This is a genomic window from Cyclobacterium sp. 1_MG-2023, assembly GCF_030546805.1.
Classification (GTDB): Bacteria; Bacteroidota; Bacteroidia; order Cytophagales; family Cyclobacteriaceae; genus Cyclobacterium.
Genome location: NZ_JAUOPC010000001.1, coordinates 30260 through 44892, shown reverse-complemented (window position 1 = coordinate 44892; position 14633 = coordinate 30260). Strand labels below are relative to the sequence as shown.

The 14633-nt window shown below is 37.6% G+C and carries 13 protein-coding genes; 10 read left to right on the top strand and 3 right to left on the bottom strand.

Annotation, left to right across the window (positions count from 1 at the left end; genetic code table 11):
* Positions 1–118: 118 nt before the first annotated feature.
* Entirely contained in the window at positions 119–1555 is a 1437-nt protein-coding gene (locus Q4534_RS00185; protein ID WP_303611140.1) for a pectate lyase, read from the top strand.
* 89 nt (positions 1556–1644) lie between these two features.
* Positions 1645–2844, top strand: coding sequence for a Gfo/Idh/MocA family protein (locus Q4534_RS00180; protein WP_303611139.1), 1200 nt, complete (start codon positions 1645–1647; stop codon positions 2842–2844).
* A gap of 101 nt (positions 2845–2945) precedes the next feature.
* Here Q4534_RS00180 and Q4534_RS00175 read toward each other — a convergent pair whose 3' ends face one another.
* A complete protein-coding gene (locus tag Q4534_RS00175) occupies positions 2946–3395 on the bottom strand; it encodes a KTSC domain-containing protein (protein WP_303611138.1) in 450 nt (149 codons plus the stop codon).
* A 454-nt stretch (positions 3396–3849) separates the two neighbouring features.
* On the opposite strand from Q4534_RS00175, the gene Q4534_RS00170 reads away from it, so the two are divergent.
* Entirely contained in the window at positions 3850–5085 is a 1236-nt protein-coding gene (locus Q4534_RS00170; RefSeq protein WP_303611137.1) for an aryl-sulfate sulfotransferase, read from the top strand.
* 195 nt (positions 5086–5280) lie between these two features.
* Here Q4534_RS00170 and Q4534_RS00165 read toward each other — a convergent pair whose 3' ends face one another.
* Positions 5281–6381: a PKD domain-containing protein gene (locus Q4534_RS00165; RefSeq protein WP_303611136.1), complete on the bottom strand. Its 1101-nt coding sequence runs from the start codon at positions 6379–6381 to the stop codon at positions 5281–5283.
* Between the two features lie 517 nt (positions 6382–6898).
* On the opposite strand from Q4534_RS00165, the gene Q4534_RS00160 reads away from it, so the two are divergent.
* Both Q4534_RS00160 and Q4534_RS00155 read left to right on the top strand, forming a co-directional pair.
* The gene (locus Q4534_RS00160) at positions 6899–7786 is read left to right on the top strand and encodes a carbon-nitrogen hydrolase (RefSeq protein ID WP_303611135.1); all 888 of its coding nucleotides are present in this window, start codon (positions 6899–6901) and stop codon (positions 7784–7786) included.
* A complete protein-coding gene (locus tag Q4534_RS00155) occupies positions 7752–8828 on the top strand; it encodes an agmatine/peptidylarginine deiminase (protein WP_303611134.1) in 1077 nt (358 codons plus the stop codon). Before Q4534_RS00160 ends, Q4534_RS00155 begins: the two co-directional genes overlap by 35 nt.
* Positions 8829–9080: 252 nt before the next feature.
* Here Q4534_RS00155 and Q4534_RS00150 read toward each other — a convergent pair whose 3' ends face one another.
* Positions 9081–9425: a helix-turn-helix domain-containing protein gene (locus Q4534_RS00150; protein WP_303611133.1), complete on the bottom strand. Its 345-nt coding sequence runs from the start codon at positions 9423–9425 to the stop codon at positions 9081–9083.
* Between the two features lie 112 nt (positions 9426–9537).
* Between Q4534_RS00150 and Q4534_RS00145 the strand changes: the two genes are divergently transcribed.
* The 5 genes from Q4534_RS00145 to Q4534_RS00125 all read left to right on the top strand — a co-directional run bounded on the left by Q4534_RS00145 (position 9538) and on the right by Q4534_RS00125 (position 14465).
* Positions 9538–9915, top strand: coding sequence for a DoxX family protein (locus tag Q4534_RS00145; RefSeq protein WP_303611132.1), 378 nt, complete (start codon positions 9538–9540; stop codon positions 9913–9915).
* Positions 9916–10141: 226 nt separating this feature from the next.
* Positions 10142–11158: a ligase-associated DNA damage response exonuclease gene (locus Q4534_RS00140; protein WP_303611131.1), complete on the top strand. Its 1017-nt coding sequence runs from the start codon at positions 10142–10144 to the stop codon at positions 11156–11158.
* On the top strand, positions 11155–12774 hold the full coding sequence (locus Q4534_RS00135) for an ATP-dependent DNA ligase (RefSeq protein ID WP_303611130.1): 1620 nt from the start codon (positions 11155–11157) through the stop codon (positions 12772–12774). The genes Q4534_RS00140 and Q4534_RS00135 overlap by 4 nt, the downstream gene beginning before the upstream one ends.
* A gap of 266 nt (positions 12775–13040) precedes the next feature.
* Positions 13041–13841: an AraC family transcriptional regulator gene (locus tag Q4534_RS00130; RefSeq protein WP_303611129.1), complete on the top strand. Its 801-nt coding sequence runs from the start codon at positions 13041–13043 to the stop codon at positions 13839–13841.
* Between the two features lie 84 nt (positions 13842–13925).
* The gene (locus Q4534_RS00125) at positions 13926–14465 is read left to right on the top strand and encodes a cupin domain-containing protein (protein ID WP_303611128.1); all 540 of its coding nucleotides are present in this window, start codon (positions 13926–13928) and stop codon (positions 14463–14465) included.
* The last annotated feature ends 168 nt before the right edge of the window (positions 14466–14633 follow it).

Here is a 14633-nt window from a genome sequence, read left to right as displayed (position 1 = left end):
ATTATCATTGAATTCTATAACAAATTATAAAGACAGACCTTCAAGTCTTTTTTGGATTTGAAAAACGCTGAATTTCACCTTTATTAGCTTATTGATTATAATCCTAAAAAACCCATATATGACTTTTAATAAAAGAAAATTGCTCAACTCTTGCTTTATTTTTACGCTATTGGCAATGGTAAGTAATTCAATGGTATTTGCCCAAAACAATCCCTTGAGCCAATCCGAAGGAACTGATTTAAAAGAAAAAGTTGACGCTGCATTGAGAAAAGGAGTAGCTTTTTTCCATAGCGTTAATACCCAAGGAGGTTATGTGTACTTTGTAACACCTGATTTGACTTTGAAATGGGGAGAGGTTCCCCTAGATGATAATGCTATAGAAGTTCAGCCTCCAGGTACTCCGGCAGTAGGCCAATCATTTTTGCGTGCATATCAGGTTACTGGTGATAAACAAGCGCTAGAATTCGCCAAAGAAGCAGCATATGCCTTAATCCGCGGTCAAACCAAAAGTGGTGGTTGGGACCATACCATCAACTTTAAAAAATTGGATAAAGATGTGGTAAGTTTTGATGACAATCAAACCCAATCTGCCGTCAGTTTCTTAATGGCTTTAGATCAGGAGATTGACGACCCTCTTATTAGTTCGGCAACCCAAAGGGCATTGAAAATGATGATTCACACCCAATTAAGCAATGGTGGTTGGCCTCACAGGTACCCGGAACGCGGAGACTATCATGATTATGCTACCTTCAACGATGGAGGAATTAATGATTGTATCCGGGTTATGATAGAAGCTTATCAATACTATCCCAATGATGAAGCAATTGAGAAAAGCTTGAGGAAAGCGGCAAGATTTATGAATATTTCCCAACTCCCTCCTCCTCAACCCGGTTGGGCACAACAATACAATGAATTTTTACAACCTGCCTGGGCCCGCACATTTGAACCTCCGGCAGTTTGTCCATTAGTGACCGTTCACAATATCAATACCCTAATTGATTTGTACCTTGCCTTAGGTCATAAAACTCTACTTGAGCCTATTCCTGACGCTTTAAGGTGGCTTAAAGAAATAAGAATGGAAAATGGCATGTGGGCAAGGTTTGTAGAAATCGGAACCGGCAAACCACTTTATTATGACAGACCTAGGATTCGTGTAGATAATTTAGAGGACCTTCACCCTGAACGACGGACAGGCTATGGTTACCAAACTGATTTGCAGGCACGTCTTGAAGCAAGTACTGCGCGCTACGACAAAGCAATGACTTTGGGATACAAAGACTTATTGAAAGGGCAAGAAGGCTTACAAACCAAAGAAGTAGTAGCTAAACGTTTAGAGGAAATAAGTTCAAAAGTAATCCAAATCATTGATGAGCAAGAAAAATCCGGTGCTTGGATTACTAAAAATGACACTTTCAAAAAAAGAATGCCAAGTGGGGTCAGATGGAATGGTCAATACTTAACCATGGATCGGATTAGTAGTGAAGTTTTTAATAATCATATAAGCCTTTTGACCACATATATTGAGCTAAGCAATCAACTGAATAAATTTGAATAGTTTTAAGACTTGTTTTAATTTGAGACGGTGTTAACAAAATACCTTTATTTAAAGAAATTAATTACAAAGGAAGAAAAAGCTCTTAATAAATGACTAAAAAAACGCTAGGAATAGGAATGGTTGGTGCTCGTTATGGAGCGCGCATGCATCACGCAAATTATATGGGCTTGTCCCCTGGGCTGGTTGAAATCAGAGGTATCTGTGCATTAACAGAAGAAAGCGCAAAATCTTTTGCGCAAGACATTGGGGTATCTTTTGTAACAACTGAATTAGATGAATTGTTAGCTCGAGAAGACGTTGATATTATCGATATCTGCACACCTACTGCCTCCCATCATGAGATTGCCATAAAAGCGGCAAAAGCCGGCAAGCACATTATCATGGAAAAGCCGCTTACCGGATACTTTGGTGAACCGGGAGATACCGAACCTATCGGGCGGCATGTCGCTCGGTCAAAAATGAGAGCAGGAGCAAGCAAAAATGCAGAGGCAGTAAGAGAGGCTGTTCGAGCCAATAAAGTGCTTTTTTGTTATGCAGAAAACTGGGTTTATGCACCACCAATTGTGAAAATGCGTAATTTGATAGCCGCAGCTAAAGGATCCGTATTGGAATTAAGAGCAGAAGAAAATCATTCCGGTTCCAATTCGGTTTTTTCCAAAGAATGGAAATACATGGGAGGAGGCGCTTTGCTAAGAATGGGTGCCCATGCTGTAGGTGCCTGTCTATACTTGAAACAGTGGGAAGGACAACAAAGAAGAGGTAAAAGCATATTACCCGTTTCTGTTATGGCGGATACAGCCGATCTCATCCATACAGATGCCTCTGAAAGGGCACAAAAAGTCAATGCTCATCAGTGGATTAGTTCTGACCCTGTAGATGTAGAAGACTGGGCCAATTTAGTAATCCGCTTTGATGACGGATCACGAGCAACGGTACTTGTAAGTGATGTTGGACTAGGTGGGCTAAATACCAGGGTAACGGCCTATATGACCGATGGTGTCATTAAAGCCAATATGACAGCAAATGATGTTATTGAAACCTATGCTATAGACCCTAGAACATTTGAAAGCGAAAATTTCACAGAAAAATTAGAGACCAAAGCAGGATGGAATCGGCCTAGTTGTGATGAAGATTGGTTTCGCGGTTTTTCTCTGGAGATTGAGGATTTTATTCATTCCATACATGACAACCGAGAACCTCGTTCAGGAATCGATTTGGCTGTTGATGTGGTGAATGTAATCTATGCGGCCTACCAATCTGCAGAGGAAGGAAAGGTCATTCAATTGTAGTAAAAAATCAGCCTTTTTCATGTTTAATCCATTTAAAAAAAGGAAGCTAAACCATTGTGTTCAGCTTCCTTTTTTGATGATAAACTGGTATAATTTTGCCCTTATGCAGTTTCCAAGCTTTTTTTGGTTTTTCTGAAGATGTATTTGGGATAAATATTTCGTTTAGCAAAACGATTTACCTTATCACTATTAATCATTTTTTGATAGACCTGTTTGGTAACACCGAAGTACTCGTAAGTAGATCCATCCATAAAGGTGATTTCCATCAACATACCCTTGTGCCAATAATCAGCAATCCCAGCCTTATTGATGGTTTCTGAATACGCTTCAGAATTCGCAGCAATAGTTTCCGGTGCTATGCTCACCAAAAAATGATACCCATCAATAATTCTACGGCTTTGTAATTCTGCCTCTACCTGTAAAGGGTCCCCATTTTGAAATTTATCCGGGTGCCACTCCTTTACCAACTCACGGTATTTCTTTTTCAAAGTACCTAATTCGATTTCCTTCTCAACTCCAAAGAGTTTCTTGTATTCATTTATGCGCTTCATCCGATTCTTTTATTCTCGGGGGCAAAAGTAAGCCTTAATTTGACTTTCATCGCTATAGAATCTTAACTTTATTTTAAGCTGGTGAAGGTGTACCCTTTTTAACAATTCAAATAAAAGCAAATAGATAATCTTTAAACCGGTTTTTTATAATCTATTAGTAACAAGGGAGTAAAGTTTAATATTCCCCAAATAGGCAAGCCCCTTAGCTCCTTCGGAAAATTGAAGGAGAAACTTATAATCTAAAGTTCATTTCATAGTTTATATGGCAGATACCTCATCCTCAAAAATTGCCCTAGATTCTGTTTTTGTAGATCAATAATTTAACCTTAACATTTCTTAACAATTAATTAACTTCTCTACCAAGGGTTTTGAATCTAAACGACGTCTACAATACCAAATGGTCACCCTTTGTTCAGGTTAGGCTAATTGTTAAATCTAAACCAATGGATTAATTATGAAAAATGTATGGATGTACACCGCAATTTTGGGATTGTTAATTTTTAGTGCTTGCAATGAGGAAGTTGAGGAGGTAATGAACGAGAAACAAGAGGATAATACAGATACAGAAACACTATTTCTTGTTGCAGATCAACAAAACAATGCTGCCCATATAATTAATTATGATGGAGAAGAGCTTTTTAATTGGAATTTCAATAGCGCCTTGGGCAATGACATCAACCTCCTTTCTGATGGAAGTTTACTGGTTTGTCTCAAAGCAACTGATGCTGCCATTACCTACGGTGGATATGGAGGGGTATTTCGAAAAATCAACGCCGACCAATCGGTGGCTTGGGAAACTTCCTATTCAACTGAAGATTATACAGCTCACCATGATGTGGAATACCTTTCAAATGGGAATATTATCTTTCCTGCTTGGGAAGAATTAAGCCAGGTTGAAGCAGCAGCAGAAGGTTTTGGAGGCAGTTATAAACTCAATCCGGAAACAATTATTGAAATGAATCCCATTACCCAGGAGATTGTCTGGGAATGGCATGCTATGGATCATATCATCCAAGATGAAGATCCTTCCAAGGCTAATTATGGAAGTGTTGCTGATAATCCCAATAAAATTGATGTAAATTACAATTACCGAACTAGGAATAATGGAGACATCATGCACATCAATGGGCTAACTTTAGATGAAGAAAATGACTTACTCTATTTAACTGTAAACAATTACAGTGAAGTTTGGGTATTGGACCATAGCACCAGCACAGCAGAAGCTAAAACCAATTCCGGAGGTAATTATGGACTGGGTGGCGACCTTATCTATCGTTTTGGTAATCCTGAAACTTATGATAATGTAGGAGATGCTACTTTAAGCAATGTACACTATCCAAATCTTTTAGAAACAGGCAATATGCTGGTGTATGCCAATAGTGTATATGGCAATCAGTCTGAAGTGGTAGAGTATAACTTGAATCCTCCCTATAATCTGGTAGCAGGTCAAGACAATGAACCGGATGTAGTATGGACATTTACAGACAATGACCTTTATTCATCAGGCATTTCGAGTGCAGTAAGGATGGACAATGGAAATACACTTATCACAGAAGGAAGGGAAGGCACTTTATGGGAAGTAACAGAGGCAGGTGAGATAGAGTGGCTCTATAAAACAAATTATTCCACAATTTGGCGCACCTATGTTTTTTACTATGACGACCCTGCCATTACGGCTTTGGGTTTATAAAAGCACCTTTCTATTAGGCTAATTTTCATCTACTATTGGATTCCCAACCAAATCAGCATTAATGATGTATTCAATCATACTGATTTGGTTGGGAATTTTATTTTAAGTCATAAATCCTTAGGAAAAAACAATAGTTAAATATTGTCCTGCATTTTGGGTATTCAAGACATTTTCAAATCAGATTTACGAATACAATTATGGCTTAATCATTTCAAATTGGTCTAATCCACCGGTATCAGCCCCAGTTTCAAACTCTCCCCTTACCCAAATTGAGGTTACGTCTGACAGTATAGCTTCCATTTCCTCCTGTGTCAACCCTACTCCTGATGCATTGACCCATCCACCAGCTACTTCAATTGGCACTGTAAAGGAAGTCCAATCTAAACCAGGAAAATCTTCGTGATAATAGGCCATTTCATTCCCATTGCCCCTGATGATAACATCTTTAGAATTAAACTGATTCCTCATTCTGCTATCTTGGATGAGCCAAAAAGAGAGTGCTCCTCCATAATAATCAGTCCTATCTCCCAAGTATTTAGAAGGGGCATTAAAATACCAGACACCTCCGGTTACTTTATCTTCGGCATAGATATAGCCAGAATCATCTAGACCTTCAAACGGTGAATAAGAAGCTTCAACATTTGACCCTCCTTCAGCATCTCCCACAATGGTCCATCCATCAGGGTCATCTGTAAAACCAGAGGTAATCTCAACATTAACAGTAATAAAACCTTCTTTCGTTTCGGTCGCTTCAGTGTCACCATTAGAGACAGTTAGGCTTACCTCATAAGAACCTTCCTCTGCATAAGTTACTGTGGGATTTTGTTCAGTGGAAGTAGCCGGGTCTCCTCCTTCAAATACCCAGTCCCAAGAGTTAGGGTCGCCTTCCGACTTATCCTCGAATTCAATACTTTCCCCCACATTTACTTTCGTAGTATCTGATTCAAAATCCGGAATCACCTGAACCAGTTCTTCAACAGTAACTGTCCCTGTTGCTTTATCACTATTATCCTCACCAGTTACAGTCAAGGTCACTTGGTATTCCCCTGGAGTATTATAGATGACTATTGGAGACTTTTCAGTAGAACTGGATGGATCTCCCCCTTCAAAAATCCATTCGCGTGTTGTTGGGCTATTTGTAGACTCATCAGTAAAGGAAACTTCTCCATTTTCTTTGATTGTACTTAATTCTGGGCTGATGGCTGCTTCAACCAATACCGGCTCAGGTACCTCTTCCTTACATGCCAATAAAGCGAAAATTATGAAAGTTTTACAAAATTTAATTTTTGATCGCATAGTTATCTAAAATTATAAGTTAAACTAAAAAATAAATTTAATAAAATAAGGTCTAAATCCTATAAATATTATTTCAATCATTGTCCTTTAAAAGAAATTATACAAATAGGTGTTACAAACGCCAAACTGCATTAAAGCTGCTGTTTTAAATCAATTTCAGCAGGTAGTAGACGATCAATTGAATAGTTTAGGTTTAAGGTATTAAAGGAGTTACAATTGTATTTAAATTCTTGCCCATAACCCTTGAAAAAAGGGCAGATAAACCTAGTCAAATTAGGAACACAAATACCAATAAAAGAGAAAAATTCAAACCATTGCTGTAGAAAACAACACTAAACTGAAACCATTGCTCACCAAAGATCAATAGGTCAAATACATTGAGCAGAGAACGGAGTTCAAGAAACAAAGGCTAGAAAAGGTATAGGATAAATAAAAAATTAACTTTGATCTTGGATACTTTTGGTCCAATAAATGAGGAGTATATTGCAAAGCTATTATTTTTGCAAAAATTGATTTTATGAAAAGAAAATATTCTATAGCCGTCGTTCAACTTAACCTCAATGATAGTCCGACAAATAACTTAGCAAAGTGTAAGGATTGGGTTATAAAAGCAGCAAACCAGGGTGCTGAAGTCATATGCCTACCGGAATTGTACAGTAGCCATTATTTTTGTCAAAGTGAGGATGTGGATAATTTTGATCTAGCAGAACCTTTATACAGCACTTCATTTTTGGCCTTTAGTGAATTAGCGAAAAAGTTAGGCGTAGTTATTATTGTGCCATTCTTTGAAAAAAGAATGGCAGGAATCTACCATAATAGTGCTTACATCATCGATACCGATGGAACTGAAGCAGGGCTTTATAGAAAAATGCATATTCCTGACGACCCTCATTTTTATGAGAAGTTTTATTTCACACCCGGAGATTTAGGTTTTAAAACTATCCCAACGAAAAAAGGGAAAATTGGCACTTTAATTTGCTGGGACCAATGGTATCCTGAAGCGGCTAGGATGACAGCTTTACAGGGTGCTGAGGTATTGTTCTACCCTACTGCAATAGGTTGGCATCCCGGAGAAAAAGCAGAATTTGGAACCAATCAACATGGTGCCTGGATGAACGTAATGAAAGGTCATGCAGTAGCAAATGGGATTTATGTGGCTGCAGCCAATAGGATAGGTTTAGAAAAATACCTCCCAAATACTCAGGGAATAGAATTCTGGGGAGCATCATTTATCGCAGGACCACAAGGTGAAATATTGGCGCAGGCCTCCCATGATAAAGAAGAGATCTTAATGGCTGAAGTAAATCTGGACCTACAAGACAATGTCAGGCAGAATTGGCCATTCTTCAGAGACCGTAGAATAGATTTTTATGGAGACATTACCAAAAGAGCAATTGATAAATAACACCATGAATAAAGGGCGAAGGTTTCCTGCAGAATGGGAAAAACAAAGGGGAGTCTTATTGTGCTTTCCGCATAATGGAAATGACTGGCCAGGTAAATACCAGGCCATCCAATGGGCATTCATTGAATTCATCAAGAAAATAACCCAGTATGAAAGTGTTTTTCTTATCGTTAAAGATGATTCACAGCAGAATAAGGTTGGCGGCATGCTTGCAAAAGCAAACGTAAATCTAGCCAAAGTCATTTTCATCCAGAAAAAAACCAACAGGAGTTGGATGCGAGATGCAGGACCTATTATTGTCGAAACCGCAGAGGGAGGAAAAGAAGCCATTAACTTCAATTTTAATGGGTGGGCTAAATACGCCAATCACTTATTAGACAAACATGTCCCGGAAGCTGTGGCCAATACCTTGGAAATCCCCATGACCGTGGCCAAGTACAAAGGAAATCCTGTTGTATTAGAAGGTGGAGCCATAGATGTTAATGGAAAAGGTAGCCTTCTGACTACCGAGGAATGTTTGCTAGATCCTATTACCCAAGTTAGAAATTCTGGTTTTACAAAGTCAGATTATGAAACGGTTTTTGCAGAATACCTTGGAATAACAAATGTGATTTGGTTAGGAAATGGTATACAAGGAGATGACACTCATGGTCATATTGACGACCTATGTAGATTTGTGAATGCAGATTCCATCGTCACTGTAGTTGAAACTAACAAAAAAGATGCAAACTTTAAACCGCTTCAAGACAATCTTAAAATCCTCCAAAACGCTACATTGGAAAATGGGAAATCGCCTAATATCATAGAGCTTCCAATGCCACAAAAATTGATTTTTGAAAACATACGTATACCTGCCAGCTATGCTAATTTTCTGATCATCAATGGTGCCGTATTGGTACCTACTTTTAATGATGCCAATGATAGACTTGCCTTAAACACATTGGCAAATTGCTTTCCAGACAAAGAAATAATTGGCATAGGTGCCATTGATCTTATTTGGGGATTTGGAACCTTACATTGTCTCAGCCAACAGATTTATTAAGCAAGATTAAGCCTTTTATTGAATGAAGGGGATGTGGAATCCAATTAGAAGAAATTAAAAAGTGGCCATTCTACACGAAATATTTAATTGACCTACTACTGTAATACCTTCAAAATAAGCCACTTACTTCTTGTTTTCAATTCACCAAAGCGATACTATCCTAAAATCTTCAAACAGTCTGATTTTCTTAGGAATGCAGCCCTTCCCTTAAATACAGGACAGGCCCTAGAAATCAATTTTAAAACTGAAAAACTATTCGGAAAAAATTTTCTTCCGGTGGTTTATCCCCCATTGCTGCAATTCCAAAATTACTTTTTCCAAAGTTTTGGAGTAATCAGTGGGTTTGTATTCTGTACGAACAGGAAAGCCATTTATAACACTTCTTGTAATCAAATGATTGGCCTCCAAATCCTTCAATTCCTTAGACAGCACCTTAGTGCTTAATTTTGGTATACTGCGCTCTATTTCCCTAAAATGTTTGTTACCTTCCCAAATAGAAATAAGTATCAAAATTTTCCATTTCCCTCCTATAATATCCAGCGTATCCCTTACAGGCAATAAGGCGGACATACACTCCTTATGTTCCATTTTTTTCATCTCCTCTAGTTAATAGGTTACTTAAAGGTAACTGATTACCTATGGGTAACTGATTACAAATTGTAATCAAAAATAGTTAATTTTGTACATTAAATAGCTAAAAAAAGAAATAATGAAAAACAAAATCCTTACAATACTATGTGTCCTATTTGGGCTTATGATGATTAACTCAGGGTTAAACAAATTATTCAACTATATGCCCATGCCTGAAATGTCTGAAGAAATGATGCAAATTATGGGAGCTTTTGCAACCATCAAGTGGATTTTTCCTTTAGTGGCAGTTGTTGAAATAATAGGTGGTTTATTAATAGCTATACCAAGAACAAGAGCATTGGGAGCCATTGTCATATTACCTGTAATGACAGGCATTTTTATCCATCATTTGGTTCTTGATCCGGCCACTTTAGGAATAGCTGTGATCCTTTTAGGTATCAATATTTGGGCGATTTTGGACAATTATAAAAAGTACTTGGTCCTTATCAAACACTAGTAATGCCTTAATATTAAAAAAATGCTAAGCTGATAAAACAGAGGGCATTTCATTGGTAACAAAGCCATAATAGCATAAATTCAGGCATGTTATTATGGCTTTTTATTTAACACCGGTTTATTTTTATTAATCAAATTTTTATTTCTTCGTGCTAACTACCTAATATTAAACCCGCAAAAGGCCAGGGAAAAACCGAACATAAATAACCGAAACAAGTTATAGAATTATGGCCTTATTGCAATTTACAGAAAAAGGAATTTTTTGCGAAAGAGCAAATGTATACATCGACCCATGGAAGCCGGTCGACTATGCTATCATTACGCATGCGCATGCCGACCACTCACGTTGGGGAAACAAGTTTTACCTCAGTCACCATTTATCTAAACCAATTATCCAACACCGTTTAGGATCAGATATTCATATTGAATCAATGGAATACCTGGAAAAAAGAACCATCCATGGGGTTTCCTTTAGTTTCTATCCTGCCGGTCATATTATTGGTTCTGCTCAAGTACGGGTCGAATACAAGGGCGAAGTTTGGGTAGCTTCCGGGGATTATAAATTGGAAGACGATGGGTTTGCAAGCCCTTTTGAACCCATAAAGTGTAATACCTTCATCACTGAATGTACCTTTGGTTTACCGGTATTTCAGTGGCAGAATCAAAAGGAGGTATTCGACGACATTAACAAATGGTGGAAAAAAAACCAAGAAGAAGATAAGGTCACCATTCTTACCGGATATTCTTTAGGGAAAGCTCAGCGCTTAATTCAAGGAATAGATCCTTCTATTGGAAAAATCTTCACCCATGGCGCCATAGAGAAAACCAATGAAATCATTCGGAATATGGGCGTTAAGCTGAACCAAACAACTTATGTAAATTCTGAAATTAGTAAATCTGCGTACAGAGGTGCTTTAATAATTGCTCCACCTTCCGCATTAGGAACTTCTTGGCAAAAAAAATTCCAACCTTTCGAAGTTGGCAATGCTTCCGGTTGGATGAAATTGAGAGGGCCAAGAAGAAGACGATCATTGGATAGAGGATTTGTTTTGTCAGATCATGCCGACTGGGATGGGCTAAATGCAGCCATTAAAGCAACTGCCTGTGAAAAAGTGATTGTAACTCATGGATACACCAATATATTTAGCAAGTGGTTAAATGATCAAGGGATAGAAACACAGATTGAGGCAACAGCCTTTGAGGCCGAAGGAATAGAAAACACGGATAAAAATAATGCAGAATGAAAGATTTTGTCCAACTTTTTACCCAGCTTGATCAAACTACCAAAACCTTAAAAAAGGTAGCTGCTTTGGTGGACTATTTTAATAAAGCGAATGATAAAGATAAGCTTTGGACCATCGCCATTCTTAGTCATAGAAGGCCTAAAAGAAGTGTAAGAACTTCCTTACTAAGAGCTTGGGCTGCCTCAGCTGCAAATGTACCACCATGGTTGTTTGAGGAGTCTTATCATATTGTGGGTGATTTGGCGGAAACCATGGCTTTGATGCACCCAAACCTTGAAAGTAAACATGACAAGAGCCTTAGTGAATGGATTGAATTTATCATCGATTTAAAAAATCTTGAAGACGAGCATCCCACCGAATCTGAAGATGTTTTGGCAACAAAAAAAGAAAAAGTGCGCTGGGCTTGGAATCAGCTTGACGAAACTGAACGCTTTATTTTCAACAAGCTAATGACCGGAAGTTGGCGGGTGGGAGTCTCCCAAAAACTGATGACAAGAGCATTGGCTCGGCACAGTGGTATTGACGAAAACACCCTATCCCATCGATTGATGGGCAACTGGAGGGCAGAAACAAGCTCCTATCATCAATTGATCATTGCAACAGATCCTGCTGATAAAATATCACAGCCTTACCCATTTTACCTCGCCTATGGATTGGAAATCAAGATAGAAGAATTGGGAAAGCCCAATGAGTGGCTGGCCGAAAGAAAATGGGATGGAATTAGAGGGCAATTGATAATCCGAGAAAACCAGCTGTTTTTATGGTCTAGGGGAGAAGAATTGGTAACCGACAAATTTCCTGAATTTGAAATACTTACCGAAGTCCTTCCTAACGGAACCGTCATTGATGGAGAAATTATTGCTTATCAAGACAATCAACCCCTAGGTTTCAATGTATTGCAAAGTCGAATAGGCCGTAAAAATGTAAGCAAAAGCATATTAGATAAGGCTCCGGTAATAATGATTGCTTACGATTTATTAGAGCTAAATGGAAAGGATATTAGGGAATCTTCCTTACAATATAGGCGACAGGAATTGGTAAGGCTGGTGGACAACGCCGCCTCTGAAAAATTGCTTATTTCCGAATTGGTAGAATTTAAGGAGTGGAAAGATTTATTAAAGGAAAGAGCCGATTCACGGAAATATCATGCAGAAGGGCTAATGCTTAAAAACAAATCCGGCACTTATAAAGTAGGCCGAAAAAAGGGAGATTGGTGGAAATGGAAAATCGATCCACTGACCATAGATGCTGTACTTTTATATGCCATGAGAGGACACGGAAGAAGGGCCAACTTATATACTGATTACACTTTTGCAGTGTGGAAAGGCAAAGAACTGGTACCTTTTGCCAAGGCCTATTCAGGCCTAACAGACAAAGAAATTAATGAGGTAGATGCATTTGTAAAACGAAATACCATAGATCGATTTGGGCCGGTAAGAAGTGTTAAACCGGATTTGGTGTTTGAAATAGCCTTTGAAGGAATAGCCAGGTCATCCCGCCATAAATCAGGTGTAGCCTTGCGGTTTCCGAGAATGTTTAGATGGAGAAAAGACAAACCGGCCAAAGAAGCCAATACATTAGAGGATTTAGAAAAATTATTGAATTTGTATGGCTAAAATCCTTAGCAAACCACAAAAATAAAAAATAACTTTCCTAGCTACATTTTTCAGAAAATAAATTCAAAAAAGCATAATTAATACCAGCAGTGATATTCGGTGTTTGCACACTTAAGCAACTATTTTTATCTTGATCATGGGTTTTCGTTAAATAACCAATTAATTCTATACCGAATACTTATAAAAGATGATTGAACAAATACATCAGATTAAAATTCTCCCCAATATTTAATGAAGTTATCCCTTTCCTAATTTTAGCGCAATTTATGGACCTTAATTCAGTAAAAATCGCTCCTATTAATAGCAAGCTTTGCTCAAAACAAAGCCACAGACCATATGCAGTCTGTTGGATAAAAGAGGGTATTACATGCATTGAGATTGGCAACCATCTTTATGAAAATGTTTCTAATTCTATTTTCTTTTTAAACCCTATTCATCAGTGGAAAATAATTAGAAATAATAATGAATCTACGGGTTTTATCATGTATTTAAGCAAAGAAGTTTTGGAAACTCCTGTATTAAAAAACTTACACATCAATAAAGTCAGACTTTTTCATCAAGATGAAATCCCGCTTTTTAAATTAAGTCCGGGAATAGAAAAGAGAATACAGTCAATTCTTGAAATGATTGATGAACTTTCTGGATCTCAACTTAACCACAAAGAAGAAGCCATATTGTCTTTGCTGAATACATTCTTTGTTTACTGTGATGGGCAGTGTAATATCAAATCTGTGGTTTCAAATTATAATGCCAAAACCAATATAGTCTATAACTTCAAAAAACTCGTAGACAAGGAAGTTTGCGAATACCATAAAGTAAGTCATTATGCCAACAATCTAAATATCTCGTCAAAATATTTGAATGAGTGTGTCCAAGAAATTCTTTCCACAAGTGCTAAAAGTATTATTGTAGAACAATTACTGATGAGGTCACGGCATGAATTAAAATTCTCCAACAAAACCTTAAAGGAAATCAGTTTTGGTTTGGGTTTCTCCTCACCTGATTATTTTAGTTATTTTTTCAAATCCCATACAGGAATTAACCCTTCCATCTTAAGAAAGGAGTAATTGTTCTTATTATCTAAGGTTTTACCGTACTTTTCACATTGTAAAACATCCTTTGCTGTCATAATTTGCATAAAAACTTAAAATATGGACAGGAAAAAATTTATTAAGACTTCAGGCTTGGGGTTAGCATTTGTCCTGAAGCCGGAAATTTCGCCTTTTCATTCGAATGGCTTGAAAAAAAGCTCCAATGAAAAATCTAAAGTAATTAAAGCTTCAGAAGGGAAAGTTTTAAATGTAATCGGTGATATTCAAACCCACAAATTAGTAGGTATTGAAACCGGCAATCAAATTGTTGAATGGGTAGACAATGTTGAACCCGGCGTAGGAATACCGCCTCATGTTCACAGTAAAGAAGATGAAATATTCAGGATAATAGAGGGTGAAATCGAAATAATGGTGGGCGGTAATACCTCAATTTTGAAAGCAGGAGATGTAGCGTATGCTCCCAAAAACATCCCGCACTCATGGAAAGTAGTTGGAACAAATAAAGCCAAAATGATTACTTCTGCTTTTCCAGCAGGAATCGAACATATGTTTCAGCAATTAGCAGATTTACCGGAAGGACCACCGGAATTTAAAAAGGTGGCTGAAATTTGTCAAAAACATGGGGTTAGTTTTGTTTAGAAAAAAACCTAAAAACGTAACATTTATAGGATATAGAAACCCGGAATTTTCAATTCCGGGTATAACTGCTTTTAAAAAAGCAGTTTCAGAAAAAAAAGTATTCAGGTTGCTTTATGCCCCCTTTGCCAAGTCCAGTTCAAAACGGTCATTTGATCCAGCTTTTAATTC

Coding starts and splice junctions, on each gene's coding strand:
- Q4534_RS00185 (WP_303611140.1), top strand. CDS start 119: ATGACTTTTAATAAAAGAAAATTGCTCAACTCTTGCTTTATTTTTACG.
- Q4534_RS00180 (WP_303611139.1), top strand. CDS start 1,645: ATGACTAAAAAAACGCTAGGAATAGGAATGGTTGGTGCTCGTTATGGA.
- Q4534_RS00175 (WP_303611138.1), bottom strand. CDS start 3,395: ATGAAGCGCATAAATGAATACAAGAAACTCTTTGGAGTTGAGAAGGAA.
- Q4534_RS00170 (WP_303611137.1), top strand. CDS start 3,850: ATGAAAAATGTATGGATGTACACCGCAATTTTGGGATTGTTAATTTTT.
- Q4534_RS00165 (WP_303611136.1), bottom strand. CDS start 6,381: ATGCGATCAAAAATTAAATTTTGTAAAACTTTCATAATTTTCGCTTTA.
- Q4534_RS00160 (WP_303611135.1), top strand. CDS start 6,899: ATGAAAAGAAAATATTCTATAGCCGTCGTTCAACTTAACCTCAATGAT.
- Q4534_RS00155 (WP_303611134.1), top strand. CDS start 7,752: ATGGAGACATTACCAAAAGAGCAATTGATAAATAACACCATGAATAAA.
- Q4534_RS00150 (WP_303611133.1), bottom strand. CDS start 9,425: ATGAAAAAAATGGAACATAAGGAGTGTATGTCCGCCTTATTGCCTGTA.
- Q4534_RS00145 (WP_303611132.1), top strand. CDS start 9,538: ATGAAAAACAAAATCCTTACAATACTATGTGTCCTATTTGGGCTTATG.
- Q4534_RS00140 (WP_303611131.1), top strand. CDS start 10,142: ATGGCCTTATTGCAATTTACAGAAAAAGGAATTTTTTGCGAAAGAGCA.
- Q4534_RS00135 (WP_303611130.1), top strand. CDS start 11,155: ATGAAAGATTTTGTCCAACTTTTTACCCAGCTTGATCAAACTACCAAA.
- Q4534_RS00130 (WP_303611129.1), top strand. CDS start 13,041: ATGGACCTTAATTCAGTAAAAATCGCTCCTATTAATAGCAAGCTTTGC.
- Q4534_RS00125 (WP_303611128.1), top strand. CDS start 13,926: ATGGACAGGAAAAAATTTATTAAGACTTCAGGCTTGGGGTTAGCATTT.